General features: G+C 70.8%; 31 protein-coding genes. 18 read left to right on the top strand and 13 right to left on the bottom strand.

Going from position 1 to position 25,610, the window contains the following annotated elements; translation table 11 throughout:
• Positions 1-36 precede the first annotated feature (36 nt).
• Both QRN23_RS09270 and QRN23_RS09265 read right to left on the bottom strand, forming a co-directional pair.
• A complete protein-coding gene (locus QRN23_RS09270; protein ID WP_285063371.1) occupies positions 37-441 on the bottom strand; it encodes a DoxX family protein in 405 nt (134 codons plus the stop codon).
• An 82-nt stretch (positions 442-523) separates the two neighbouring features.
• Entirely contained in the window at positions 524-1,381 is an 858-nt protein-coding gene (locus QRN23_RS09265) for a LysR substrate-binding domain-containing protein (RefSeq protein WP_043594893.1), read from the bottom strand.
• A gap of 141 nt (positions 1,382-1,522) precedes the next feature.
• On the opposite strand from QRN23_RS09265, the gene QRN23_RS09260 reads away from it, so the two are divergent.
• The gene (locus tag QRN23_RS09260; protein WP_123569994.1) at positions 1,523-2,845 is read left to right on the top strand and encodes an MFS transporter; all 1,323 of its coding nucleotides are present in this window, start codon (positions 1,523-1,525) and stop codon (positions 2,843-2,845) included.
• 12 nt (positions 2,846-2,857) lie between these two features.
• On the opposite strand, the gene QRN23_RS09255 is transcribed toward QRN23_RS09260, so the two are convergent.
• Together QRN23_RS09255 and QRN23_RS09250 are read right to left on the bottom strand one after the other, a co-directional pair.
• Positions 2,858-3,475 (bottom strand): TetR/AcrR family transcriptional regulator, encoded by a 618-nt coding sequence (locus QRN23_RS09255; protein WP_285063369.1) that lies wholly within the window; start codon positions 3,473-3,475, stop codon positions 2,858-2,860.
• A gap of 255 nt (positions 3,476-3,730) precedes the next feature.
• Complete coding sequence (locus tag QRN23_RS09250; protein WP_056044973.1) at positions 3,731-4,132, bottom strand: hypothetical protein; 402 nt, start codon at positions 4,130-4,132, stop codon at positions 3,731-3,733.
• A gap of 66 nt (positions 4,133-4,198) precedes the next feature.
• On the opposite strand from QRN23_RS09250, the gene QRN23_RS09245 reads away from it, so the two are divergent.
• The 8 genes from QRN23_RS09245 to QRN23_RS09210 all read left to right on the top strand — a co-directional run bounded on the left by QRN23_RS09245 (position 4,199) and on the right by QRN23_RS09210 (position 11,999).
• Positions 4,199-5,242, top strand: a complete 1,044-nt coding sequence (locus QRN23_RS09245) for an LLM class flavin-dependent oxidoreductase (RefSeq protein WP_285063367.1) — start codon at positions 4,199-4,201, stop codon at positions 5,240-5,242.
• 61 nt (positions 5,243-5,303) lie between these two features.
• Positions 5,304-6,266, top strand: coding sequence for an acetylxylan esterase (locus tag QRN23_RS09240; protein WP_123569990.1), 963 nt, complete (start codon positions 5,304-5,306; stop codon positions 6,264-6,266).
• A gap of 124 nt (positions 6,267-6,390) precedes the next feature.
• Positions 6,391-7,422: an NADPH:quinone reductase gene (locus QRN23_RS09235; protein ID WP_159828857.1), complete on the top strand. Its 1,032-nt coding sequence runs from the start codon at positions 6,391-6,393 to the stop codon at positions 7,420-7,422.
• A 109-nt stretch (positions 7,423-7,531) separates the two neighbouring features.
• The gene (locus tag QRN23_RS09230; RefSeq protein ID WP_159828860.1) at positions 7,532-8,581 is read left to right on the top strand and encodes an MBL fold metallo-hydrolase; all 1,050 of its coding nucleotides are present in this window, start codon (positions 7,532-7,534) and stop codon (positions 8,579-8,581) included.
• A gap of 104 nt (positions 8,582-8,685) precedes the next feature.
• Complete coding sequence (locus QRN23_RS09225) at positions 8,686-9,561, top strand: patatin-like phospholipase family protein (protein ID WP_159828863.1); 876 nt, start codon at positions 8,686-8,688, stop codon at positions 9,559-9,561.
• 47 nt (positions 9,562-9,608) lie between these two features.
• Complete coding sequence (locus QRN23_RS09220; protein ID WP_285063364.1) at positions 9,609-10,832, top strand: glycosyltransferase; 1,224 nt, start codon at positions 9,609-9,611, stop codon at positions 10,830-10,832.
• 124 nt (positions 10,833-10,956) lie between these two features.
• Entirely contained in the window at positions 10,957-11,436 is a 480-nt protein-coding gene (locus tag QRN23_RS09215) for a heme-degrading domain-containing protein (protein WP_123569985.1), read from the top strand.
• Positions 11,437-11,456: 20 nt separating this feature from the next.
• On the top strand, positions 11,457-11,999 hold the full coding sequence (locus QRN23_RS09210; RefSeq protein WP_285063363.1) for a hypothetical protein: 543 nt from the start codon (positions 11,457-11,459) through the stop codon (positions 11,997-11,999).
• Here QRN23_RS09210 and QRN23_RS09205 read toward each other — a convergent pair.
• Positions 11,996-13,594 (bottom strand): MFS transporter, encoded by a 1,599-nt coding sequence (locus QRN23_RS09205; RefSeq protein ID WP_285063361.1) that lies wholly within the window; start codon positions 13,592-13,594, stop codon positions 11,996-11,998. The genes QRN23_RS09210 and QRN23_RS09205 overlap by 4 nt on opposite strands.
• 286 nt (positions 13,595-13,880) lie before the next feature.
• On the opposite strand from QRN23_RS09205, the gene QRN23_RS09200 reads away from it, so the two are divergent.
• On the top strand, positions 13,881-14,471 hold the full coding sequence (locus QRN23_RS09200; protein WP_056044955.1) for a hypothetical protein: 591 nt from the start codon (positions 13,881-13,883) through the stop codon (positions 14,469-14,471).
• 47 nt (positions 14,472-14,518) lie between these two features.
• Here the strand turns inward: QRN23_RS09200 and QRN23_RS09195 are convergent, their stop codons facing one another.
• The 5 genes from QRN23_RS09195 to QRN23_RS09175 all read right to left on the bottom strand — a co-directional run bounded on the left by QRN23_RS09195 (position 14,519) and on the right by QRN23_RS09175 (position 17,186).
• Positions 14,519-14,959, bottom strand: a complete 441-nt coding sequence (locus QRN23_RS09195) for a DoxX family protein (protein ID WP_043594883.1) — start codon at positions 14,957-14,959, stop codon at positions 14,519-14,521.
• Between the two features lie 33 nt (positions 14,960-14,992).
• Positions 14,993-15,517, bottom strand: a complete 525-nt coding sequence (locus QRN23_RS09190) for a DUF427 domain-containing protein (protein ID WP_285063360.1) — start codon at positions 15,515-15,517, stop codon at positions 14,993-14,995.
• A 152-nt stretch (positions 15,518-15,669) separates the two neighbouring features.
• Positions 15,670-16,218 (bottom strand): GNAT family N-acetyltransferase, encoded by a 549-nt coding sequence (locus tag QRN23_RS09185; protein ID WP_285063358.1) that lies wholly within the window; start codon positions 16,216-16,218, stop codon positions 15,670-15,672.
• 53 nt (positions 16,219-16,271) lie between these two features.
• Positions 16,272-16,769, bottom strand: a complete 498-nt coding sequence (locus QRN23_RS09180) for a helix-turn-helix transcriptional regulator (RefSeq protein WP_285063356.1) — start codon at positions 16,767-16,769, stop codon at positions 16,272-16,274.
• A 198-nt stretch (positions 16,770-16,967) separates the two neighbouring features.
• Positions 16,968-17,186 carry a hypothetical protein gene (locus tag QRN23_RS09175; protein ID WP_285063354.1) on the bottom strand — a complete coding sequence of 73 codons (219 nt, stop codon included), beginning with the start codon at positions 17,184-17,186 and terminating at the stop codon, positions 16,968-16,970.
• Positions 17,187-17,282: 96 nt separating this feature from the next.
• On the opposite strand from QRN23_RS09175, the gene QRN23_RS09170 reads away from it, so the two are divergent.
• Both QRN23_RS09170 and QRN23_RS09165 read left to right on the top strand, forming a co-directional pair.
• Positions 17,283-18,086, top strand: a complete 804-nt coding sequence (locus tag QRN23_RS09170) for a DUF3885 domain-containing protein (protein ID WP_159825123.1) — start codon at positions 17,283-17,285, stop codon at positions 18,084-18,086.
• A 77-nt stretch (positions 18,087-18,163) separates the two neighbouring features.
• Positions 18,164-18,817, top strand: coding sequence for a DUF2625 family protein (locus QRN23_RS09165; RefSeq protein ID WP_285063351.1), 654 nt, complete (start codon positions 18,164-18,166; stop codon positions 18,815-18,817).
• Between the two features lie 72 nt (positions 18,818-18,889).
• Here QRN23_RS09165 and QRN23_RS09160 read toward each other — a convergent pair whose 3' ends face one another.
• Entirely contained in the window at positions 18,890-19,096 is a 207-nt protein-coding gene (locus tag QRN23_RS09160) for a hypothetical protein (protein WP_159825127.1), read from the bottom strand.
• A gap of 171 nt (positions 19,097-19,267) precedes the next feature.
• Here QRN23_RS09160 and QRN23_RS09155 point away from each other — a divergent pair, with 171 nt between their 5' ends.
• From QRN23_RS09155 to QRN23_RS09135, 5 genes are all read left to right on the top strand, one after another.
• Positions 19,268-19,957 carry a hypothetical protein gene (locus QRN23_RS09155; protein WP_157485298.1) on the top strand — a complete coding sequence of 230 codons (690 nt, stop codon included), beginning with the start codon at positions 19,268-19,270 and terminating at the stop codon, positions 19,955-19,957.
• Between the two features lie 362 nt (positions 19,958-20,319).
• Positions 20,320-20,871, top strand: a complete 552-nt coding sequence (locus QRN23_RS09150; RefSeq protein WP_267659628.1) for a phosphoribosyltransferase family protein — start codon at positions 20,320-20,322, stop codon at positions 20,869-20,871.
• Between the two features lie 424 nt (positions 20,872-21,295).
• Entirely contained in the window at positions 21,296-21,694 is a 399-nt protein-coding gene (locus QRN23_RS09145; protein WP_056044940.1) for a hypothetical protein, read from the top strand.
• A gap of 152 nt (positions 21,695-21,846) precedes the next feature.
• Positions 21,847-22,104: a hypothetical protein gene (locus QRN23_RS09140; RefSeq protein WP_285063348.1), complete on the top strand. Its 258-nt coding sequence runs from the start codon at positions 21,847-21,849 to the stop codon at positions 22,102-22,104.
• A gap of 179 nt (positions 22,105-22,283) precedes the next feature.
• On the top strand, positions 22,284-22,727 hold the full coding sequence (locus tag QRN23_RS09135) for a nucleoside/nucleotide kinase family protein (RefSeq protein ID WP_285063347.1): 444 nt from the start codon (positions 22,284-22,286) through the stop codon (positions 22,725-22,727).
• A 33-nt stretch (positions 22,728-22,760) separates the two neighbouring features.
• Here the strand turns inward: QRN23_RS09135 and QRN23_RS09130 are convergent, their stop codons facing one another.
• On the bottom strand, positions 22,761-23,909 hold the full coding sequence (locus tag QRN23_RS09130) for a TDT family transporter (protein WP_123570949.1): 1,149 nt from the start codon (positions 23,907-23,909) through the stop codon (positions 22,761-22,763).
• A gap of 42 nt (positions 23,910-23,951) precedes the next feature.
• On the opposite strand from QRN23_RS09130, the gene QRN23_RS09125 reads away from it, so the two are divergent.
• On the top strand, positions 23,952-24,887 hold the full coding sequence (locus QRN23_RS09125) for a LysR family transcriptional regulator (protein ID WP_285063346.1): 936 nt from the start codon (positions 23,952-23,954) through the stop codon (positions 24,885-24,887).
• Here the strand turns inward: QRN23_RS09125 and QRN23_RS09120 are convergent, their stop codons facing one another.
• The gene (locus QRN23_RS09120) at positions 24,888-25,307 is read right to left on the bottom strand and encodes a uracil-DNA glycosylase family protein (protein WP_285063345.1); all 420 of its coding nucleotides are present in this window, start codon (positions 25,305-25,307) and stop codon (positions 24,888-24,890) included.
• Positions 25,308-25,610: the final 303 nt, after the last annotated feature.

The following is a 25,610-nucleotide window of genomic DNA, read 5'->3' as shown; positions in this document are numbered from 1 at the left end:
CGACCCCGCTCCGCGACCGCCGACGCGCCCGGACGCCTAGGAGGCGCGGTGCACGCCGAGCGCGCGCGTCACCAGGGGCACCTGCATCGGCAGCCGCACGAGGGTGACGGCCCGGCGAGCCGTCGTGGCCCGCTCGCTCGTCAGGGCGCGGAGGGCCATCGAGACGTTGGCCGGGAAGACGGCCACGAAGAGCGCGGCGGCGGCGAGGCCACCGGCCGGACGCGTGCGCGGGGCGAGGAGGGCGGCGGCGATGCCGACCTCGGCGAGACCCGAGCCGATCGTCCAGAACCGCGCGGGGCCCGGGACGCTCCTCGGGACGACCGCGTCGTAGACCGCGGGTGTGGCCAGGTGCAGGAGGCCGGAACCGCCCAGGATCGCGGCGAGGACGCGGGCGTCCCGACGGGCGGCGGACTTCTGACGGCGTGTGGGGCGGTGACTCATGCGACCATCTTGCGCGCGCCTCCCGGGGTCGGGCGGGGGCGGCGCGCCGGAGTAGCTGACCGGTGCGTCCCGTCGGACCGGGTCAGACGGCGCGGCTGACGCCCCGGCTGGTGATGGCCGACATGAGGGCGTCGACGGGCTCACGGGCGGCACCCGGGTTGGCGACGAGCACGTAGTCGACGTCGCCGAGGGTGGGCAGCGAGAACCGGTCGCTGACCTTGACGAGGTCGGTCGGGATCAGCGAGAACGGGAACACGGCGACCCCCATGCCGGCCCGCACGGCGGCGAGGACGCCGTTGACGTCACGGGTGTTGCAGGTGATCCGCCAGGTGCGGCCGGCGCGCTCGAGGGCGTCGATGGCCATCTGCCGGCTCAGGCTGGGCGCCTGGTACGCGATGAGCGGCACGGGCTGACCGGGTTCGACGACCAGCTTCTCCTGGCCGATCCAGACCATGGCGTCGCCCGCGACCCGCGTGCCCTCGTCGGACTCGCCCGCGGTCTGCTTCACGAAGATCAGGTCGAGGTGCCCCGCGGCCAGACGACGGCGCAGCGGCGCGGACTGGTTGACGGTCAGCTCGAGGTTGATCTGCGGGTAGAGCTGGCGGAAGTGGCGCAGGATGCGCGGCAGCTGGGTGATGGCGAGGTCGTCAGCGGCGCCGAAGCGCAGGCGGCCCCGCATGGCCGAGCCGCTGAAGTAGCTCTCGGCCGCGGCGTGCGCGGCGAGGATCGTGCGCGCGAAGCCGGCCATGGCGTCGCCGTTGTCGGTCAGTCGGACGTCCCGGGTGTCGCGGGCGACGAGCGTGCGGCCCGCGGCCTTCTCGAGCCGGCCGACCTGCTGGCTGACCGTCGGCTGGCTGATGCCGAGACGCTGGGCGGCCCGGGTGAAGCTGCGCGTCTCGGCCACGACGAGGAACGTCGCGAGCAGCGTGGGGTCGTACACCGCGCCTCCTCCGTCGAAGGGTCTCGGGCCTCGTCATTCACGAAGCCAATGTGATTGATCATCCCCCACCGGGGTCCGAATGACCAGGCCGGCCCTACCGTTGGTGCAGACCGTGAACCGAACCACCAGCGCAGGAACGTGATGTCCGCCCCGCCCCGCACCGACTTCCCCCCGACCGCCCCGCTCCCGATCAGCACGACCCGCCCGCCGTGGCGGCACACCTTCATCGCCCTCAGCGTGCCGAACTTCCGTCTCTGGACGGCCGGCAACGTCGTCGCGATGACCGCCGGGTGGATGCAGCGCATCGCCCAGGACTGGCTCGTGCTCGAACTGACCGGCAGCGCGACGGCCGTGGGCATCACGGTGGCGATGCAGTTCGCCCCGATGCTGTTCTTCGGCCTGCTCGGCGGGGTCATCGTCGACCGCTTCTCGAAGCGCGCCCTCATGCTCGTCACGCAGAGCGTCTTCGCCGTGCTCAGCCTGGGGCTCGCCGCCCTGACCCTGGCGGGCGTCGTCGAGGCCTGGCACGTCTTCGCCATCGCCTTCGCCACGGGCCTCGTCACCGTGGTCGACAACCCGGCCCGACAGGTGATCGTCACCGAGCTCGTCGGTCACACCCACCTCCGCAACGCCATCAGCGTCAACTCGAGCGTGTTCCAGCTGGGCGGCATGGTGGGCCCCGCGATCGCCGGCGTGCTGCTGCTGGCGGTCGGCGCGGGGTGGGCGTTCGTCGTCAACGGCGTCGCCTGCCTCGTGGTCGTCGTGATGCTGACGATGCTGCGGACCGCGCAGATGACCCGGGTCGCCTCGTCGGCACGAGGCCGCGGCCAGCTGCGACAGGGCCTCGCCTACGCCCGCTCGAAGCCGACCATCGTCGTGCCGGTGCTGCTCGTCGGCGTCTACGCCGTGTTCGGCCTCACGATGCCCGTGCTGCTCGCGTCGTTCGCGGCGGACGTCTACGACGTGGGGCCCGGCGGGTACGGCCTCTTCAACTCGATGATCGCCGTCGGGGCCCTGACCGGCGCCCTGCTGTCGACGCGGCGCGCGACGATCCGGCTGCGCACCATCGTGCTGGGCGTGCTCGTCACCGGCGTGCTGCAGGCCGTCGCCGGCTCGATGCCCTCGCTCGTGCCGTTCGCCGTCGTCCTCGTCGGCGTCGGGCTCGCGTCGTTGCTGTTCTTGACGGCCGCGAACCAGCTGGTGCAGATGTCGAGCAACATCGCGATCCGGGGGCGCGTGATGTCGCTGTACATCCTCGTGCTGCTCGGCGGCCAGGCGATCGGCGGACCGCTGATGGGCGTGATCGTCGAGACCTTCGGCACGCACGTCGGCATGATCGTCTCGGGCGGCGTGCCGGCCGTCGCCGCCGCCGTGACGGCGCTGGTGCTCGCCCGGCGGGGTCAGCTGACCCTGCAGGTGCGGACCCGCTGGCACGTGCCCGTCGTCACGATCGAGCAGCGCTAGGCCGGGCGGGCGTCAGGCCGTCACGCCGCGGGTGAGGGCGGCGACGACGTCGCCCATGAGGTCGCCGGCCGCCTGCTCACCCGTGGCGGGCCAGTCGAAGGCGACGCCCAGCGTGATGCAGATGAGGACGCGGGCGAGCGTCCGCGGTTCGAGCCCGGTCACGAGGACGGTCTGCCCTTGGAAGACCTCCTCGACGAGGCCGTGCAGGGCGTCGAGCACCTCGCGGCGCTGACGGACGAAGTCGGCCATCACCTCGGGATGCGAGAGGGCGTGCGCGCGGAACTCGCTCATCAACGCGAAGTCCTCGACCTGCCCGGGGCCGTAGGGCGCGAACGCCGTGCCGATCTTCTCGGGAAGTTGGTCGAGCGAGGTGCCCGGGAAGAACATGCCCTCGAGGGCGCCGAGCGCGCCGTCGGTCTCGCGACGCATGAGGCTGCGGACCAGGTCGTCCTTGGACGAGAAGTTCGAGTAGACCGCACCCTTGCTGAACCCGGCGGTCCGCGCGACGTCGTCCAGGGTGGTCGCGTGCACCCCGCGTCGGGAGAACAGCTCGGCCGCCGCGTCGAGCAGCCGCTGCTTGACCTCGGCTCGTGGGATGCGGGGAATCGGAGCCCCGGAGGTGGTGGCCATGCTGCGACCCTAACGGGTGCGGGTGATCCTCAGAAGTCACCCGCGCCGCCCCCGGAGAAGGCGCATACCGACGGGTATCCAGGCGCTACCATCGTGATCGCCTGGTGAACCCGAAGCATCAGGAGAACGCGCGGGTGCGCGACCGTCCGACCCTCACCACGTCCCCAGGCCGGTCGCGCACCCCGCACCCCACCCGTCGTCGGGGGCCGTCGAAGGGGCCCGACCCGCGCCTCCCGGCGTCGACCGCGAGCCGCGTCAGATCGCGGTGCGCCGCGCCGATCCGCCGAAGCCGATCGAGACGTCGAGGCGCCAGGCCTTCGGCTCGCCCGAGACGTGCGTGGTGCCCACGAAGCGCAGCCGGTCGCCGGCACCGAGGCTGAGCACCCCGTGCACGTCGAGGTTCTCGCCGAGCCGGAAGACGATCTCGTGCTCGTCGAGCAGGTCGTCGTCGACCGTGGCGCCGAAGGTGGCACCGTCGAACTTCACGGGCACGTCACGGAACACCAGCGACGGCGGCTCGTCGGACCAGTCCGCGACCTCGGGCACCCGACCCGCGACGATGCGGGCGTCCACGACGCCGTCGTCTCCGAGCGTGACCGAGGAGGCGCGCAGGTCGATGCCGAGGTCGTCACCGTCGATGCGAAAGCGGTTCTCCACGGCACCACGCTACCCAGCACGGCCGCCCGACGGAATGGCCGGGCGACGTCGGGGGTTCGCCCGGACATGAAGAAGCGCATCGGGTTCCTGTCGTTCGGCCATTACCAGGACGTGCGGGGCTCGGCGACGCCGACCGCCCGGGAGGCGCTGGTCCAGTCGATCGAGCTGGCCGAGGCCGCGGAGGAGATCGGCGTCGACGTGGCCGCCGTGCGCGTGCACCACTACGTGCGCCAGGCCGCCAACCCGTTCCCGCTGCTCGCGGCGATGGCCGCGCGGACGACCCGCATCGATCTCGGCACCGGCGTGATCGACATGCGCTACGAGAACCCGCTCTCGATGGCCGAGCAGGCGGCGGCCGCCGACCTGATCAGCGCGGGGCGCCTGCAGCTCGGCGTCAGCCGCGGATCACCCGAGCCCGCCCTGCGCGGCTGGGAGGCCTTCGGCCACGTCCCCCTCGAGGGCGAGAGCGACGCCGACCTCGCCCGTCGACACACCGAGGCGTTCCGGGCGGCGATCGACGGCGCCGACGTCGCCGAGTCGGACCCCAAGATGACCGGCTGGTCGCACGGGCTCTCGGTCGAGCCGCACTCCCCCGGCCTCGGCGAGCGCATCTGGTGGGGTTCCGGGAGCCGGTCGACGGCCGTCTGGACCGGCGAGCAGGGCATGAACCTGATGAGCAGCACCCTCTTGACGGAGGTCACGGGGGTGCCGTTCGACGAACTGCAGGCCGAGCAGATCGCGCTGTACCGGGAGGCCTACCGCGCCGCCGGGCATGCCCGTGAGCCGAGGGTGTCCGTCAGCCGCAGCGTGATCCCGATCACCACCGACGAGGACCGTCGCTACTTCGGCGTCCGCGCCCAGGCCGACTCGCAGGACCAGGTCGGCCTGCTCGACGGCGTGCAGTCACGCTTCGGCAAGAGCTACGTGGGCGAACCCGACGTCATCGCCGCGCAGTTGGCCGCCGACGCCGCGGTCCGCGACGCCGACACGATCCTGCTGACGGTGCCCAACCAGTTGGGGGTCGCCTACAACGCCCGTCTGCTGCAGACGGTCGCCGACCACGTCGCGCCCGCGTTCGGCTGGGTGCCGAACCTGGCCCGCGCGAGCTGAGCCGTGCCTCCTGTACCGCGCCTCCTCGGCTGTCGTCGCGGGCTGCGGTAGACAAGGGGGCATGTTCACCGACCTGCCCGAACCCGCCCTGCGGGAGTACCGCAGCACCCAGACCGACCCCGACGACTTCGACGAGTTCTGGGCGACGACGCTCGCCGAGACGCGGGCGCACCCACTCGACCTGCGGGTGGATCGGGTCGACACGGGGCTGACGACGGTCGACGTGTACGACGTGACGTTCGCCGGATGGGCGGGTCAGCCCGTGCGGGCCTGGTTGCGCGTGCCCGCCGGGGCGGAGGGACCGTTGCCGGCGGTCGTGCAGTTCGTCGGCTACGGCGGCGGTCGCGGCGCCGCCGTCGAGAACCTCTTCTGGTCGTCGGCCGGTTTCGCTCACCTGCAGATGGACACCCGCGGCCAGGGCTCGGGGTGGAGCCTCGGCGCCACCCCCGACCCGGACGGCTCGGGTCCCGCTCACCCCGGCGTCATGACGCGGGGTATCGACTCGCGCGAGACCTACTACTACCGCCGGGTGTTCGCCGACGCCGTCCGCGCCGTCGAGGCCGCGCGCGGGCTCGACGTCGTCGACGCCTCCCGGGTGTCCGTCGTCGGCGGCAGCCAGGGCGGCGGCATCGCCCTCGCCGTCGCGGGACTCGTCCCCGACCTCGCCGCCGTCGCGGCGTACGTGCCGTTCCTCTGCGACTTCCGGCGCGCGACCGTCATCACCGACGCCGACCCGTACAAGGAGATCGGACGCTACCTGGCGGTCCACCGGCACCGCGCCTCCTCGGTGCACGACGTCCTCGCGTACTTCGACGGCGTCAACTTCGCGAGGCGGGCCACGGCCCCGGCTCTGTTCACGACGGCGCTGATGGACCCGACCTGCCCGCCGTCGACGGTGTTCGGCGCGTTCCACGCGTACGCCGGGGCCGCCGACGTCACGGTCTGGCCGTACAACGGGCACGAGGGCGGCGGGTTCGAGGACGACCTGCTGGCGCTCGCCCTGTTCCGCGGCGCCGGGGCCTGAGCCGGCCCGCGCACCACACGACGCCGTCGAGGGGGCACGACACCGTGACGTGCAGCGGTGCCGTGTCCACTCGGTGGCGTCCCGGGAGGGAACACGGCGGGGCCGGGTCTGGTTGGCTCCGGGCATGAAGTCGATCGTGTACTCCGAGACCGGACCCGCCCCCACCGTGCTGCAGCTCGTCGACCGCGACCTGCCCGAACCCGCCGCCGGCGAGGTGCGGGTGCGCGTCGTGTTCTCGGGCGTCAACCCCACCGACTGGAAGTCCCGTGCGGGCGGCGGGCCCGGCGAATCGCTGCCGTTCCCCGAGGTCACGCCCAACCAGGACGGCTCGGGCGTCGTCGACGCCGTCGGTGAGGGCGTCACCGGCCTCTCGGTCGGCGACCGCGTCTGGACCTACCTCTCGGCCCACCAGCGCCCCACCGGCACCGCGCAGGAGTTCACCGTCCTGCCCGCGTCCCGCGTCGTCCCGCTGCCCGACGGCGTCGGCCTGGACGTCGGTGCGAGCCTCGGCGTCCCCGCCATGACCGCCCACCGCGCGCTCACCGTGTGGGAGGACGGCCCGAGCCGCCTGACCCCCGGCAGCCTCGACGGCGCCGTCGTCCTCGTCGCCGGAGGCGCGGGTGCGGTCGGTCACGCCGCCATCCAGCTCGCCCGCTGGGCCGGGGCCACCGTCGTCACGACCATCAGCAGCGACGAGAAGGCCGCCCTGGCCACGGCCGCCGGCGCCCACCACGTCGTCAACTACCGCTCGGACGACGCCGCCGCCCGCATCCGCGAGATCGCCCCCGCCGGCGTCGACGTCGTCGTCGAGGTCGCGATCTCGCAGAACGCCGACCTGCTGGCCGACGTCGTCGCCCACCGCGCCTCCGTGGCGATCTACGCCGACAACGGCGGCGACACGACGACCATCCCGATCCGGGCGAACATGATCACGAACACCCGGTTCCAGTTCGTCCTGCTCTACACCGTGGGCGAGGAGGCGCTGCAGGCCGCCGTCGAGGACGTCACCGCGGCCCTGCGCGACGGCGTGCTGCCGGTCGGCGAGGCCGCCGGCCTGCCGCTGCACACCTTCCCGCTCGCCGACACGGCCGCCGCCCACGAGGCCGTCGAGGGCGACGTGGTCGGCAAGGTGCTGATCGAGGTCTCCGCCGAGTAGACGACGGGCGCCGCATAGTCCGGCGCCGCGTCGACGACGGGCTGCGCATGGCCCGGCGCCGCCTCGACGGACGCGGAGCGGCGCGGTCGGCGCTGGCTAGGCTCGCGGGGTGACCGACGCCACCAGCCGACCCGCGCCTCCTGCCCCTCCCGCCCCGCTCAGCCCCGTGCAGGCCGACGCCGTCCGTCGCAGCGCGCTGCCGCCCGTGGAGGAGGTCCGGCACGGCGTCTGGTCGGTCGCGTTCGAGTTCGGCGACGGCATCGACGACCACTCGTTGGGCTACGTCGTCGAGGGCTCCGACGGCGCCCTGACGGTCATCGACCCCGGGTGGGGAGTCGAGGCCAACCTCGACCGCCTCGAGAGCGCCCTCGCCGACGTCGACCACTCGCTGGCCGACGTCGACCTGATCGCCGTGACCCACCTGCACGCCGACCACCTGGGCGGAGCCGAGGCACTGCGTCGGGCCTCCGGCGCCCGGATCGCCCTGCACGCCGCCGAGCAGCGCGCGCTGGGCGAACGGCCGTCCGACGCCGCGGCCGCCGACGCCGACATCGCCCGGTGGGGCGCGCCCCGGGACGACCAGGAGGCGCTGGTCGCGTCGTGGGGGTCGGGTCGCCACCTGCCCGCGCTCACCGCCGACCTGCTGCTCGGCGACGGCGACGTGCTGCCCGTCGCGGGACGGCTGCTGCGTGCGGTGCACACCCCGGGCCACACGGCGGGCCACCTCTGCTTCGTCGAGCCCGAGCAGCGACTCGTCTTCACGGGCGACCACGTGCTGCCGCGGATCAACCCCGGCATCGGCCTCGGCGGGCGCACGGGAGAGAACCCGCTGACCGACTACCTCGCCTCGCTCGACCGCATGGTGGCGCTCGACGTCGCCGGCCCCGACGCCCTCGAGGTGTGCCCCGGCCACGAGTACCGCTTCGTCGGCCTCCGCGCACGGGCCGAGGCCCTGATCGCGCACCGCGCCGACCGCAGCCGTGACGCGGCCGCCGCCCTGGACGCGCTCGACCGGCCGACGGTGTGGCAGGTCGCCGAGCGGATGTCGTGGAGCGGCGGCATCGCCTCGTTGCACGGCTACCGGCTCGGCTCGGCCCTCGCACAGACCGAGTGGCACGTGCAGGACCTCGGCCGCGCCGACGAGCTGCGCTCCGCCTGACACCCGCCCGAGGACGTGGCGAGGTGACCGGCCTAGTGTCGAGCGCGGCCCCGGGTGACGCACCGCGCCTCCTGCCCGGACCGCCACCACGACCGAGGAGAGACATGAGCACGACCACGACCCCCACCCGCACCGCCCTCGTCCTGGGCGGTGGCGGCATCACCGGCATCGCCTGGGAGCTCGGCGTGCTGTCGAGGTTGCTCGAGGCGGGCGTGCCCGTGGACGAGGCCGACCTCGTCGTCGGCACCTCGGCCGGATCCGTCGTCGGGACGATGGTGCGGCTCGGCCGCGTCGACGAGGGCCTGCGGGAGCAGTTCGAGGCCGTGACCGAGCTGCCGTCGGGCTCGATCGACCCCGAGGTGTTCCAGCAGACCCTCGGGCAGGCCCTCGCCGGGGCGACCGACCAGCAGGAGGCGCGGGCCCGCATCGGCGCCCTGGCGCGCGAGACGCCCGTGGTCGCGGACGAACCCGAACTCGTCACGGCCATGCGGGAGCGCTTCGGAGGCGCGGCCTGGCCCGACGCCGCCCTGACCGTCTGCACCGTGGACGCCACCGACGGCTCGTTCCGTCCGCTGGACGCCGGCTCGGGCGTCGACCTGTACCGGGCCGTGGCCGCGAGCTGCTCGGTGCCCGTCGTCTGGCCCACCGTCGACGTCGACGGTCGCCCGACCATGGACGGCGGCGTGCGCTCGGGCACCAACGCCGACCTCGCCGAGGACTACGACCGGGTGCTCGTGCTGTCGTGCGGACCCGAGCTCGACGTCTCGCCGCTCGGCCCGACGCTGCCGCAGGTCGTCGAGGCGCGCCGCACCGCCGGCCGGGACGTCCTGGTCGTCCAGGCGGACGCCGAGTCCCTGCAGGCGTTCGGCACCGACGTCCTCGCGACGACCACCCGTCGCCCCGCGGCGGAGGCCGGTCGCCGACAGGCCGAGGCCGTACTCGACGACGTCCGGGCCTTCTGGGCGGGCGGGGTCGCCTGACCGGCGACGCGCAGACCGCGGGGGCGGTGGGCCGGTACCCTCGGGAAGTGACCACCGCCTCCTCCCCGCTCCGCATCGCCCTCGTGTCGTTGCACACGTCCCCCGGTGCCGAGCCCGGGTCGGGCGACGTCGGCGGCATGAACGTCGTCGTCCGCAACCAGGCCGAGGCGCTCGGCGCCGCGGGCCACGAGGTCGAGATCCTGACCCGCCGGTCCTCGCCCGACGAGCCCGCGAGCCTCGCCCTCGCCCCCGGCGTCACGCTGCGGTTCCTCGAGGCCGGCCCGGCCGAACCGGTCACGAAGGGGCGCAACGAGCTCTACGTCGACGAGTTCCGCGACCGGCTCGCCGAGCTCGGCCCGTGGGACGTCGTCCACTCGCACCACTGGTTCTCGGGCATGGCCGCGCTTCCCGTCGCCCGTGCCCTCGGCGTGCCCCACCTGCAGAGCTTCCACTCGATCGCCGCCCACGACTCCACCCCCCTCTCGCACGGCGAACGCGCCGAGTCCCCCGGCAGGATCGCCGGCGAAGAACGGCTCGCCCGCGAGTCCGACGCCGTGGTCGCGATCAGCCACGCCGAGGCCGGGACCGTCACCTCCCGTCTCGGCGGCTCGCCCGACCGCGTCCGCGTCGTCCTGCCGGGCGTCGACGGCGAGCTCTTCCACCCGGCCGAGGCGGGCCGGACCGCCCCGGGCCGCCCGTACGTCGTCGTGGCGGGGCGACTCGAACCGCTCAAGGCACCCGACCTCGCCCTGCGCGCGGTGGCGGCGGTCCCCGCCGAGGTGCGCCCCGACCTCGTCATCGCCGGAGGCGCCTCGACCGAGTTCGCCGGGTACGAGTCCGAGTTGAGCGCCCTGAGCGACGACCTCGACCTCACCGTGCACTTCCTGGGCCCGCGATCGCGGCCCGGCCTCGCCGCACTGCTGCGGGACGCTGCCCTCGTGCTCGTGCCCTCCCACTCCGAGACCTACGGGCTCATCGCGCTCGAGGCCGCGGCCAGCGGGGTCCCGGTGATCGCCGCGGCGTCGGGCGGCCTCCGCGAGTCGGTGGTCGACGGCGTCACGGGCATCGTGCTGCCGCAGCGCGACCCGCAGGCCTGGGCCCGGGCGATGACGCAGGTGCTCGCGGACGCCGGGCTGCGCGACCGGCTCTCGCGCGCCTCCCGGTCCCACGCCCTCGAACACCCGTGGTCGCGTTCGGCGGACGACCTCGTAGGCGTCTACTGCGGGTCGCTCGCCCGCCAGGGGTCGCCCTGCGCCGCGGCCTCGGCCTGACCCCTCCCGGCGCCACCAGCCCGTTGACGGGGGCCGGGCCTAGGCTCGGGTCGTCCCGCGACGGCGCGCCGCCGCGCGCCCGTGCCGACCCACCAGCTCGCCCGACCACCCCAGGAGGCCACCGATGACCGACGACACCCTGCTCCAGACCCTCATCGAACAAGAAGAGCGCCTCGTCTTCCGGCGGTTCACCCTCGACGTCGCCCTCGACCTGGGCGCGCACCTCCTGGCCGAGGCCCGACGCCGCGACCTCGCCGTCGCCGTCACCGTGCGGCACGGTCGACAGCGGGCGTTCCACGCGGCCCTGCCCGGCAGCAGCCTCGACAACGACGAGTGGCTCGACCGCAAGGCCCGCGTGGTCGAGCGCTACGGGCAGAGTTCGTACCGGGTGGGCGAGTCGTTCCGGGTGCAGGGCGGCACGTTCGACGAGAAGTCGCGCCTCGACACCGGCCTCTACGCGGCGCACGGCGGGCTGTTCCCCGTGCGGGTCACGGGCGTCGGCGTCGTCGGCTCGGCCGGCGTCTCCGGCCTGCCGCAGGCCGACGACCACGCGTTCGTCGTCGACGTGATCGAGGACTTCCTCGACCACGGCTACGACGCCTGAGCCCACCGCCCGAGCACCACGTGGACGACCCGACCGCAGGAGGCGCGGTGCCGGCCCCCGAGTCCCCGTCCGACGACGAGGCGGCCGTCTCGCTCCGCACCCTCGTCGAGCAGGCGGCCGCCGACCTGGCCGCGCGCGGGGCGCGCACCGAGGCCCTCGCCCGCCACAAGCCCGCCCGGCGCATCGTCGTGGTGAAGACCGCCGAGTCGCTCGAGCCCGCCGGGCGCGCCTGGCGACTCGGCGTGCTGCTGCTCGGCACCGACGGCCGCGTCTTCGAGACCGGACGCATCACCCGGGCGGTCACGCCGACCCGTTCCCAGCACCTGTCCGCCCAGGTCGAGCAGCGCAAGGCCGAACGGCGGGCGGCCGTGCGCGGCCACTTCGCCGAGGGCGAGGTCGTCAACTACGGGTACGAGCCGGTGGACCTGTCGACCGCGGCGTTGCAGGGCGGCGAGCAGCGCCTCCTCGTCCGCGACGGGCACGCCCTCGTGCGGTGGGGCACGGCGACCGGCGAGGTCCGCGATCTCGCCGCGTACCTCGCCGATCGGACCGAACTGCTCTAGCGCACGGTCCCCCGCGAGGGCGACGCAGCGGAGGCGGTCGTCGCCGCGCGCTCGTCAGGCTCGGCGGGGTCGACGATCTGGGCGGGCTCGGCGTCGAGGAAGGGCAGGTCGCCGAGGTCGATGTTCGGGTTGGCGTCCTGCGTCTCGACGAGCTCGTGCGCCTCGGCCTCGGTGGCCACGCTCGGCATCGAGCCGGGCAGCGGGCGCTGCGACGACTCCTTCATGAACCACACCGCGACGGCTCCGACCAGCGAGGTCGCCATCAGGAAGAACGCCGGCACGAGCTCGTTGCCGGTCGCCTGCAGCAGCGCCTGGATGATCAGGGGCGTCGTCCCGCCGAACACGGCGATCGCGACGTTGTACGACACGCCCATCGCGCCGTAGCGGCTCGCGGTCGGGAAGAGCGCGGGCAGCGACGACGCCTGGCTCGACACCCAGAGCGCGACGCTCATGGCGAGCAGCGACAGCCCGGCGAGGGTCGTCGCGATGCTGCCGACGCCGATCAGGAGGAACGCGGGCAGGGCGAGCAGCAGCACCGATGCGGCACCGAGCCACATGACGGGACGTCGGCCGATGCGGTCGCTGAGGCGCCCGGCGACGGGCAGCAGCAGGGCGAGCAGCACGAGCACCGGGATGGTCAGCAGCGTGCCGTGCAGCGGGTCGTAGCCGAGCGAGTCGGTCAGGTAGGTCGGCATGTAGCTGGTCAGCGCGTAGCCGACGGTGTTGGAGGCGGCGACGAGGCCGATCGCGATGACGATCGGACGCCAGTGCTGCCGGACGAGGGCGAGGGTGTTGCGCGGACGGCCCTGCGCGTCGGCGATCTCGCCGACCTTGTTCTCTTGAGCGTCCTGCGTCGCCTGGAACGCGGGCGACTCCTCGATCTTCAGGCGGAAGTAGATGGCGACGACGCCGAGCACGCCGGCCAGCAGGAAGGGCAGGCGCCAGGCCCAGTCGAGCATCTGCTGCTCGGTGGTCAGCAGCTGCAGCACCGACACGACCGCGGCGCCGAGCGCGAAGCCCAGGTAGCTGCCGAGGTCGAGGATGCTCGCGAAGAACCCGCGCCGTTTGTCGGGTGCGTACTCGCTGACGAACGTCGTCGCCCCGGCGTACTCACCACCGGTCGAGAAGCCCTGCAGCAGCTTGAGCACGACGAGGGCGATCGGGGCGATGGCGCCGATCGCGGCGAAGTCGGGCAGCACGCCGATCAGGAAGGTCGCGCCCGCCATCAGGATGAGCGTGGTCGCGAGCACCTTCTGACGTCCGACCCGGTCGCCGAGGCGGCCGAAGACGACCCCGCCGAGCGGACGCGCGACGTAGGTCGAGGCGAAGACGCCGAGGCTGAAGAGGATCTGCAGCGACGGGTCGGCCTCGGGCAGGAAGACCCGGCCCATCGTGACGGCGAGGTAGCCGTAGACGCCGACGTCGTACCACTCCATGGTGTTGCCGACGACGGTGCCGCCGATGGCGCGCTTCATCATGGCCGGGTCGACGACGGTGACGTCGTCGACGCGCAGACGCCGCGGGCGCCTCCGTCCGGAGGCGCGGGTCGGGCGGTCGGGACGGGTCTCGCGGGCAGGGGTGGGTGGGGTTCCCATGAACGACGTTCCTCTGGATCTCGGGCGCCGGTCGCAGGGACGGGCGCCGCGGCGATCGAGCTGCGGAGGGGCGGTGCCCGGCTGCCGCGGCCCGAGTGGTCGGGTCGACGGCGGGCAACGTTACCGGCATGTCGGCGGTGGATTGCCAGGGCATTCGGAGGGAGGCACACCCACCGCCCAGCCGACGCGGGACGAACTGCCGAGCGGATCGCCTATCCTCGACGACGACTTCCGTGCCGGTCGCCGCCCGTTGATCGCCACCCCACCCGACCCTAGGAGGCCCGCCGTGCGCCGCGTGCTGATCGCCGTCTCCGTCGTGTTCGGCGTGGGGCTCGTCGCCTTCGTCGTCGCCGTCGCGATGGTCGTCTCGGCGCTCACGGCGCCCCGCGACGAGGACGTCACGGCGATCACGTCGACGCCCGTGCCGGCCTGCCCCGAGGTCGACCCGGTGATGGTCGGCGACATCGAGGTGCCGGCCGGGCCGGTCGCCGGGTACTGCCAGGACCGGCTGGTGAACGCCGCGTACATCATGCTGGCCGCCCGGGCGCAGGGCATCGGGGAGCACACCCAGGCCATCGGGGTGATGACCGCCATGGGTGAGTCGAGCCTCCGCAACATCGACTACGGCGACGCCGTCGGGCCCGACAGCCGCGGGCTCTTCCAGCAACGGGACAACGGCCAGTGGGGCACCTACGAGCAGCGGATGGACCCCTACACGGCGGCCACCAGCTTCTTCACGAAGCTCGTGGCCATCCCGGGCTGGAAGGACCTGACCCCGACCCAGGCGGCGCACGCCGTCCAGGTCAACGCCGACCCCGACCACTACACGAAGTGGTTCCCCGACGCCGAGGTGGTCGTGGCGGCGCTGTCGAGCTGAGCCGCGCCTCCTCGGGTCGGGGCCGGTCGTGTCGGGCCCGACCGTGACTACTTGGCGCGACGGCCGATGCTGCGACGGTCGCGCCAGGCGCCCGTCGACCAGAGCGACAGCAGGACGAGCAGCGGCTGGAAGATCAGGCGGAAGGCGCGCTTGCCGTCGGTGTCGAGGCCGAACGCGTCGGTGTGCGTGACGAGCTGCGAGATGTTGCCGGGGAAGATCGCGGTGAAGAACGCCGCGGCGACCCATCCGACGGTCACGCGGTGCTTGGGGGCGACGACGAGGGCCGCGCCGATGCCGATCTCGACGACGCCGGAGGCGAGCACGACGAAGTCGTCGTCGAGCGGCAGCCACTCCGGTACCTGGGCCTGGAACGGCTCGCGGGCGAACGTGAGGTGGCTCGTGCCGGCGAAGACCAGGGCGCCACCGAGGGCGATGCGGCCCAGGGTGCGGGCGAGGGACGTGGGGCGGGGGCGGGGTCGTCTGGACATCCGTCCAGTCTCCTCCTGTCGGGGCCCTCGTCCCTACCAGCCCATCGTGCCCGGTGCGCCCTTGAACGGACCGACCAGGTTCGAGGTGATCCAGCCGCCGTAGAAGTCGCCCTCCTGCGCCTGGACCACCTCGCCGTCGATCTCGCAGGAGTCCATGGCGCCCGGGTACAGCGCGACGTGGTCGACGAGGGACTCGTAGCCGGGCCAGGGCTCGGCGTAGGACCAGCCGGCGCGGCGCGCGACGACTCCCCCGCCGGTCACGTCGAGGTAGCCGGCCTGGCCCTTGAACTCGCAGAGGCTTCGCCCTTCGGCGCGCGACAGGGCACCTGCGGCGAAGTCCGAGCGGGGCAGGTAGTAGACGGGCGGGTGGCTCGTCTCGAGCACGCGGATCGCGGCCGTCGTGTCGGCCACCACGACGCCGCCGAGACGGACGACGACGCGCTCGGTGCGGGGCTCGACGCGTGGCGGGCGGGGGTAGTCCCAGACGGACTCCTGCCCGGGGCCGGGCTCGACGCGGACGGGGTGGGACGGACGGGAGGGGCGGCGGAAGGCGGGCATGGCCTCATGATGCGCCGCGGGGCTGGGACGCCGCACCGGGTCGCCCGCAGCCGTCACCCCCGTGGCCGGTTGCGATGGTCGGACGAGCGCCGACCCCACCACGAGGCTGATACCCGACAGCCAAACCGCACCTACCCCCGCTGGACGATCGACTAACGGACGTCCTCGTGCCGCTGTGCCACGGGAGCGACGACGGCTTCCCAGAGGATCTCGTCGTCGACGACCGTCGACGTGGGTACGAGCCCGAGCCGACGGGCCACCCGGGCTGACGCCTCGTGGTCGGGGTGGACGTAGGCCTGCAGGCGCCCGACACCCAGCGAGGTCAGCCACGTCGCGACGGCTGACGCCGCCTCCCTGGCGAGACCGCGACCCTGTTCCGAGGCCGTGACCAGCCACGCGAGATCAGCGACGAGGTCAGCGGCCTCGCGTGTGAGCGTCGCCTGGACGAATCCGACGGCCGGCCCACCGCCAGTAGATCGCATGATCCAGTTCAGCCACCCGGCACGTCCCTCTCCGGACTGACCCGTCGACTGACGGCGGTAACGCGCTTCGAGTTCCTCGAGCGTCGGAGGCTCCCCACCCGTGAACCGGTACAGATCCTGTGGCGCCAGAGCGACCACCATCTCGCTCGCGTGCTCCACGGCGAGCGGCTCGAGAGAGAGACGATCCGTTCGAAGGGCATCAGCCCGAGGCCACGACATGACCCGAGCTTCGCAGGTCGACCGGACGGTCGTCTTTCATCGACACGCGGTGGCTACCCGCTCGTCGCCTCATCCGTGGCGGCACGGGAGAGGGGATAGGCGCGGTCCAGGCGGGGGCTGAGGACGACGAGGAACAAGAACATCGACAGCAACCACCCGGCGATCCAGTAGGCGGGAATCGAGAAGATCACGACGTTCGGCACGACGTCGGTGGCGACTGCGACGACCACGGCGATCGTGAAGAGCACGCCCACGCCGTAGTACAGGGCTCGGAAGCCGTCCTCGACCCGGCCTCGCCGATCCTGCTGGCGAGTCGTCCGCTCGTCGAGGGCGGTGACCGAGCGGCCGTAGTCGTCCTCGGTGACGGTGACGAAGAGGTCACGGACTGGTACGCCGAAGGCCTTCGCCACCCGCGACAGCGTGTCGAGGCTCCCGTCATTGCCCGCCTCGAGCCTCTGGACGGTGCGGACGGTCACGCCGCTCGCGTCTGCGAGGCGTTCCTGGGTCCAACCCATCTGGGTCCGGAGATCGACGATCCGTGTCTCGTTCATGCACCTCACACTAAGAACGACCAGCCCCGAGGTCCACGACACGGACCCGACAAACAGCCGACACCCTCACGACAGAACACCTCGGGGCCAGTCCCGATCATCACCTCCACCGCAGCAGACCTCGGTCTCAGATGGGGTCCGATGAACGATCGTCCATCCGGACGGCTGGCCGCCCGGTCAGAGCTGCACGTGAGCCAGTCAGCTGTCGAGCGCGAGGACCCAGAGGGCCAGTACGACACCGGTCACTACGAGCAACCCGATTCCGGACCAGAACCACGGAGCGCTCGGACCGCGTTCCGCCCTGGCCCCCGCGAGGCCGTCTCGGCGAACGGCCATCACACAGGCGCGTCCGATCAGCCCGAGTCCCCCGAGGGCGACGATCACGAGCCCCGACCAGGTCCACCACGAGAACTGCATGTGATGAGGATGGCCCATACGACCAACTCCTGTGCGCGGGCCACTTACCGGCAGCCACCTCGCCGACCGCCTGCCGCCCCATGGAAGGATCGCCCCGTGACCGACACCGACTCGACGCCACCGCTCACGCTGACACCCGGCGGGTCCCCTCGAGCGCAGGCCCTCCTCGACCGGTGGAATGTCCAATGGCAGGGTGTGCTGCCCTGGCGGTGGGCACCCCGAGAAGCGCGGCCGGAGGCATGGGTGCGCTTCCACACGCTGACAGAGGGCAGGCAACAGATTCGTCACCGTCGTGATGCCCGGGCGGTCCGCCGTCGCTTTCGACGAATCGTCCGCGCTGTCGAGCAACTGACGGATCTGCCCGCCATGGTGATCGTGTTTGCCGACGACCCTCGGCCCGGGCCCTTGCGCGATCGGGCGCTGTCAGTTCTTCCCCACCTCGAATCATGGGTCACCGACCCGCCCTTGGATTTCGGGACCGACGTGGACTGGCAAGACTCCGACCGGGATGAGGACGGGGAAGACGAGGACGGGAAGGAGTGGCCGCTGCCGACGCACTCGTTCACGACAGGCCCAGTCGAGGATCGCCTCCTCGACGCCTTGGTCATGCTCGTCCACGAACAAGACGACGACCTCATTCTCTTGGCCGAGGACCTGAGCTGGGCGATCAGTGCTTACGACGGCGGCGTCGACGTCGTCTTGTGCGACCCAGACGACGCTGCGACCCTCGCCGATTGGCTTGCACCCTGGCTTCCTCCCAACGGCTGGCCGGGCGCATACTCATGGAGCCGAAGCGCGACAACGCGCGAGATGCGTCAAGGCTTGGGTGTCGTCGACTTCGACGACGAAGACGGGAACGAGCAAGAGGGCCATGTCGGAGAGGACACGACGCCGACGTGACCGGTAGGTCACCCTTGTATGGGCAGAAGCTCACGCCCCGACCGCGAGAAGACCCGACGGTGGACCACAATCGAGGCATGGTCGATTCTCGAGGTGACGCCTGGTCCGAGTTGTCGAGACTCATCGCCACCTCGCCCCTGAATGTCATGGTGTGCCCACCAGACGACGCCTCAGCCACCGCGGCAACACTGGGACTTGGCACAGGCTCCTTTCTCGGCGCGTTCGCTCGCAACACTTCTGGCGTCATGGTGGACGACGGGTGGCTGCGCCTCCTCGGAGGTAGTTCCAGCGCCGATGGCCTGCCTGGTCTCGACCAGGCCAGTGCCGGCACCACGGGGCTGCTGGTGGTTGCGTTCGACGTATTGGGCGGCGTCTTCGCCCTGGACGGCGGTGCCCTCGGCACAGGCAACGGCTCCGTCCACCACTTCTCGATCGACTCCTTGAGTTGGGAGGACCTCGAGTTGGGCCACGCGGCCTTTGTGACCAGGATGCTCGCCGGTGCGACCACGAGCTTCTACGAGTCCCTCCGGTGGCCGGGGTGGCAGGACGACATCGCCACACTGCAGCCGAGACAAGGCTTGTCTCTCTACCCTCAACCGTTCACGGCAGAGGGAAAGGACGTCAGCAGCGCCAGCAAGCGGGCCGTGCCCATGGCGGAGTTGCTCGCCGTGCACAACGACATCGCGACTCAGTTCGGAACCGATCGCGGCGTCCAAGCGACGTGGCCCTGAATCGTCCCCACCGTGCCGGAGACCGATCGTCCATCGGGCACACGACGGCCCCGTGCTTGCCCGGCAGAGCAACTATGACTGCACGAACCAAGCAACCATGCAAACCAGCCCCACAACAGCGATAAAGACCGTGAGCACAGCAGAGCGGATGCGACGCTCTTTCGACATCGCCTTGCCACCACTGACCTGAGCGGCCGTGACCACGTTCATCCCCACGGCGATTACGACGCATACGAGCCCGATCGCAAGGAGGAGGCCTGCGGGTGCCATGGCACTCATCGTGCCCTCCTACCTCGCGTGACCTCGCGTGTCCGTCCTCGTTCCATCTGCTTCTAGCTCACCTCATCGGCGCATAGCCCGGCAGGCGATCCCCTTTTGAGACTCCGCCACGATACGGGTAGCCGGCTTTGTTCCTTGGCGTGGCTCCCTCGACATGGCATGGTCGCGACCATGGAGATCATCGACGACGTTGAGCGGGCCGCGTGGCTGGGGCGCCGAATGCAACGGGAGCACAGCTGGGCACGGGTCGGTGGGGTCGCCGGATACGACTTCGAGGCCTACGCGCGCATCCTCCACCCCCGACCAACCGGGAATGGCGCCTGGGAACGCCGCCGCTGGGCTGACGTCGCGTCCGCCGCCGGCAAGGTCATGCACCCGCTCGTGCAATGGGAACGACTGCTCGGCCACGACGAACCTCGCGGTGGGACAAGTGACGTCGGGTTCCTCGACCCTCAGATCCTCGCCGCCCTTGCGCCGCTGCTCGGCGCCGCGACCACCACGCCCGACGACGCCGTTGCCGCGTACTGGGCAGGCGGCTCGGGCCACGGCCTTAGGGCCGGTGCGACAGCGTTCATCGACCGCTACGACTACGTCCTCGCCCAGACGAGCACGGCAGAGCTCGCCGAACCCGGCTGGGGCCGGGCAATAGGTCACCGCTCCGATGAGCCGCTGCAGCTGCTCTGGCCCGAGGACCACGCCTGGGTGCTCGCCACCGAGATCGACTGGGACTCCACGATCGTCGCCGGCTCAAAAGCGCTCGTCGATGCGGTCCTCACCGAGGGCCGTTTCGAGGCCTACCCCGTCGACCAGGACTCCGACCTCTCCTGGGACGGCGACACCATCAACCGACCCGCGACCTAAGACCCACAGAGCGATCCCCTATCGGATTACCCGACGGGCATTCTGCGGCTGCTCATCTCTGCGCCTGCCATTCTCAGCAGGTGCTGGGCAGTGTTGCCATCGTGTCGTTGGGCTTTTTCGTGTGGTCCATTGTTCGAATGGTTCAAGTTCGCAGGTCCCGAGCAGCCGGCCAAACGCCAGACAAGAAGTTCGTTCAAGACAGCAGGATCGTCCTAGCCCTGTCTGCCCTGGCGGTGATCGCAACGTTTTTCGTCGGCATGGTGTTGCTGCCTCGTTCTTAAAGTCGACTCTCGTTACAGCCACCGATCATCTATCGGGACGGCTCGAGCGAGGTCGCCACAGCTCACTGGCATGATCGTTGTGTGCATGCCGAACCCCCTGTCATTGAGCGACTCAAGCACGCTTTCTTGTGGCGAGGTGATCGAACAGACTCTGTTTCTCGGGCCGATGTCACGCGGTGGTGGCGCGATGCCGACACGCTCAACGAACTGGGGCCAGGTCTGGCACAGCTCTTCCCTGACGCTTCACCGACCGTCGTCATGGGGACCGAATCAAGAGGCAGTCTGCTCGGGGTCCTCACTGCACAGCACCTTCACACCGGCTTCGCCGAGGTGCGAAAGAATCCTGAAAGAGCAGCGGACAGCGACGCCTGGTGGGAGACCGTCACGGGCCCCGACTACCAAGATCGGAACCTCCACCTCGGAGTGCGCCGGGCCCTTCTGAAAGCCGGCGACAGGGTGCTCTTCGTCGACGACTGGATCGCGACGGGGGCACAGGCCCAAGCCTGCCACCGCCTGGTCAAGATGAGCGGCGCGTCGTGGGTCGGGGCAGCGATTGTCGTAGACGGCCTCGAAAGGACATCTCTTCGTCGATCCCTCACGCTTCGTTCACTGCTATCGGTTCGGGACCTCTAGCCCGGCCTCGTCCGGCCCGTAAAACGATCCCCTGTCGGGCAAATGATTTCAAGGTTCGGGCGCACAACGTCGACAGCCAATCCCGGCATGCCGCCAAACGGCGTTGGCTCCGCCATCATGGGCGGAGCCAACTCCCTCAACGTAGAGCCCATGCCGAAGCAACTGATGACCTATCCAACTGAGGTCGTCCGATGCTACAGACACCTATTCCAGGTAGACGACGTACCGAAAGGCGCGTCGCCGGCGCCACGAACATCGTGTCCGGCTTCATCTTGCGCCGGCAGGTCTGGCGCAAAAAGAAACCCGATGCCGACCGCTGACCGATCCCCTATCGGACACGCTCTGGAGTCGAGTCATCGAGGATGCGAGGCAAATTCGAGGGTGCTAACGCGGCCGGTGGCCACGCCGGCGCTAGGGTCAGGGCATGAACGACGCCGACCGCGAATTGCTCCGCCGGGCTGAGGCGGAGGTGGCAGCGCTCCCCCACCGTCACTCCCTCGCTGACTCGTCTGCCTGGTCGGAAGGCGGCCGCGACGCCGAGTCCGAGCCGACCGGTCGGGCTCGATTGCTCGCCCCGCTGACCCTCATCGTCTGCTTCGTCACGGCCTGCGCCGAGGGTTCGTGGCTCTGGTTCTCCGCCGCAGAGTGGACCTCAATGGTCTGGTTCGCCGTGCCATTCCTGCTGGTCGCCTCGATTGTGCTCGCGCTCATCGCCGGCGCGCTAGGCGGCCGCACTGGCCGATGGGCCGGCGTCTGTGGTGGCATCGCGATCGTACCGCCCGTGTGTTTCGTGGTGTCGCTTCCCCTGGCGCTTTTCACGTAGGCCGCTGCGGCTTGCGCCGCGGCAGCCCGTCGGCCTCCCGGTAGCCGACCGTCTATCGGGCACCGACCGGTGTGACGAAAAGGTCAGACGGGATGCAAATTCGGTTGGCTGAGAGAGGGTTGCATCTAAGAACGCCCCAGAAGGAGACGACCATGAGCCTCACGATTCTCGAAGATCGAAAGATTTGGGGGGTCATACCTCGTGAGATCACATACCTGGGTGCGACCGCGGCCGGCCTCTGCACCGGATTGCTCGTCTTCGCTGCGTTGGTCACGGGCATGTGGATCTTCTGGCTCGGCGTAGGGGCAGGCGCCATCTCCGGCGCCATGCTCCTCAAGGTCACTTTTTACCTGCGAGCCCTCCCTTACGAGGCCTACGAAGATCCAACCCCACCAGAGGTATCCAACTAAGCAACGCGGCCGGTGGCCGATCCCCTATCGGGCGCTCCAAGCACGCGCTTCTACAGGGCTGAACGTCGGCGCATGCTCGTGGTTGCATCAGGTTCGCGACCGCTTCGTGCAGCCGCACCAGTCGGCGGCCGCCGACTCCCCTTTCCGTTTCGACATACAAGTGCGCAGGAGAAAGCATCATGAGCAACACCGTCATCCATGACTTGGTTTCCGAGATGCTGAGTCAGCTTCCGTCCGGTGGAGGCATCGTGGCTGTGGATGGCGATGCTGGCGAGCAACTCTCGGACATGGGCAGTCAGTTAGCTCGGGAGATCAGCGCGAGAGGCCTCACGTCGTCGGTCCGATCATTCACGGGCGCAGACTTCGAGTCTTCACCCGCCGGCACGGACGTGCTGTTGGTCGTCGGCGAAGGCGCGTTGCAGCCTGGCGTCCGGACGCGGTGGAACTGGACTCTGTGGGTCGAGGCCTCCGGGGTGCGTGATCCGGCGAGCAACGACCGCAGTGCGGTGGCGTTCGAGAGCTACCGGTCGCGTGACGAGCCCAAGGGCGCCGCCTCGGCCATCGTCGACGTCAGTGACCCCGAGGCCTATCGCCGTGACTGGAACGACGCCTGTTCGATCTGAGTCGCTCCCCCCACGCACCCTCGTCGTCCGTGGTCAGGGCAGGGGACGGGGAGGCGCGAGGAGCGTTCCGCGGATGACGCTGCCGTGGAAGGTGCGCGCGGCGACCGTGATCCAGGCCCCGACGAGCCCGATGTAGAACACGACCGCCAGTACCTGCAGCGTGACGAGTCCCGTGTGCAGGGCCAGACCGTTCAGGCCTGTCACGCAGGTGCCGACGGGGAAGGTGAACGACCACCAGGTGAGTGAGAACGGGAGCCCCTGGCGGATGGTGTGGAGGGTGATGGCCGATGCCAGTGCCGCCCACATCAGGGCGAATCCCAGGGTGGGCACACCGTAGACGAGCCCGAAGACGAACAGGGCGTGCGAGGTTTCCTGGTCGACGGCGAGGTGGGCGTTGCCACCGAGAAGGTTGGCCGCGGTGATCGACTGCCCCAGGGGGCCGAGGACGATCCAGAGGGTCGGGACCATGCCGGCCGGGCCGATCTTGTGCTGGGCCAGGCGTGACCAGATCAGCGTGATGATCACGATCGACGCCAGCAATGACAAGCCGAACATCGCGTAGCACCCCCAGAGCATGTTCTGCCTTGCCTGCCCCGCGGGCAGGAAGGGCAGCAGCAGCGCACCGGTCGAGGCAGACACCATCGGAGGAACCACGGGCATGAGCCAGCCGCCGAACGCACTGTCGGGGGCCGTGTCGTGCCGGGTGAACGTCAGGTACGGGACCGCGATCGCGCTGACGAGGCCGAGCACCGTACCGATGGTCCACAACACCCAGTCGATGCCGACCGCCAGGGGCGTACCGAGGACGTCTTTCCCCAAGAGCAGGGTGCCCGCGCCGACGGTCAGCAGCGCCATGGGCGGTGCCCCGTAGAAGTGCGCCATCACCGGATTGAGTCGATGCCCCCGCGCGGTGGCCCGGTAACGCACCCAGTGCAGGACGGTCGCCGTGCTGAGAGCGACCAACAACACGCTGGCCAGTGCCCAGACGATGGTCGCGGCGGGGCGCAGCCCCGGGAACTGCAACGGCAGGGTCGCCGCGGCGTTGGCGACGATGCCCGTCCCCATGATCGACGCGAACCAGTTCGGGGTCAGGTTCGACACGATCTGCCCGCGGTGCTCGAGCTGGCGGAACAGACCGCGTGTGCGGGGTGGGGCGACATCCGGTGTGATCGTGGCAGGCATGCCTCGATCTTCGTACGTGCGTCCGGCTGCCGATACGGGCGGATGCTTGTGGTGTCACAATCGATCCTTGTGACCGGACTCCCTGTTGATCTCGAGACGCTCCGACTGCTGGAGGCGATCTCGAGATCGGGCAGTCTTGGCCGTGCCGCGACATCGGTGGGCATCAGCCAGCAGGCGGCGTCGTCTCGCATCACGGGCGCCGAGCGGCGGCTGGGTCGTACGTTGCTCGTCCGCTCTCGGGCGGGCTCGGCGCTGACCGAGCACGGACTCCTGGTGTGCGAGTGGGGCCGACCCCTGCTCGAGGCGGCGACCACCTTCGAACGATCGCTGCACACCCTGATGACCGGCGCCTCCGACGCTCTCCTCGTCGCGGCGAGTCAGACGGTGTCAGAGGCGCTGATGCCCCGCTGGATGACAGCGGCAGCGGATCGTGTCCGGGTGCGCCTGGAATCGGGCAACAGCGACTGGGTCGTCGACGAGGTCCGTTCGGGGCGCGCGCACCTCGGGTTCACGGAGACCCCTGATGAGGCCGACGGGCTCGCCACGACCGTCCTGGGTGTCGACGAACTGCTCGTCGTCGTCTCGCCGAGGCACGCATGGGCATCGAAGTCCGAACCCGTGACGGCAGCGGATCTCGCATCCACACCGCTCGTGTCTCGGGAGTCGGGCTCGGGCACCCGCCGGACCCTCGAGCTCGCCCTGGGGATCGACCCTGCCCTGATGGCAGAACCCGCTGCGCAGTTGTCGTCGACGGGCGCCATCCGGGCGGCCATCGCCGGCGGTGTGGGTCCGGGAGTCATCAGCTCGTTGCTGGTCGAGGACGACCTCCGTGCCGGGCGCCTCGTCACCGTCCCGGCAGCCGTCGACCTGAGGCGCCCGTTCCGCGCCGTGTGGTCGGCCGGTCTGAGCGCCGGGGCGCAGGAGCTCCTGGCCGTGATCGCCGCGTCGCAGCACAGCCCCGACTCCTCGCCGAGATGATCAGAGAAGCGAAGCGTGCCGTAGGGCCGTGACGGACCGCAGGTGCTTCTCGCCGGCGCGGGTGGCGTTCGCCGGCGACAGATGGGGTGCCGCGAGCACGGGCACGACCCTCGCACGCGGTTCCAGGGTGAAGTACCTCATCACGCCCGTCAGGGCCGGAGTGCCGAAGGTCACGATCGCCCGCAGCTGCGGCAGAGAAACGAGCAGCTGAGCCAGGGCAGGGCGTGCCTCGTCGAGATCGGTGACGGTCGGCGCCCGACCAAGGGCCCACGGGACGATGTTCCATCGCAGGTAGACGTTCCTGCCCAGACCCGACTCGATCCGTGCTCGCCTGAACGCAGACGCCGTCGGCCCCGGGTTGTCCTCACTGCTGATCGCGTCCTCGCCCTGCTTGATCGTGGCAGGACCGGGTGATTCCATCAGCACGAGAACTGTCGCCGCTGCTCCTCCACCTGATGGGTCGAAGCCCGGCACGAAGCGCGCACGTCCTGGTCCGGAGCTCCGCCATTCCGATACGAGCTGATCGAGGCCCCTGGGCTGCTGCATCCCTAGACGCTACGACGTTAGGGACCGTTTCCGCCCACGCTCACCGACGACACGGAACGACCACGACGGCGTCCTCTCCGAGTGCGCTCGCCCCACAGCAAGTGATCCAGTGGGGGATCCCCTATGGCGACAGGCCAAGGCGGGTAGTTTTCCAGTGACAGTGGGTCCGAAGAGGGA

It is taken from the genome of Frigoribacterium sp. ME-P-080 (genome assembly GCF_030209595.1).
Classification (GTDB): domain Bacteria; phylum Actinomycetota; class Actinomycetes; order Actinomycetales; family Microbacteriaceae; genus Frigoribacterium.
The sequence above is the reverse complement of the archived record's forward strand: the minus strand, read 5'-3'. Positions and strand labels throughout refer to the sequence as shown.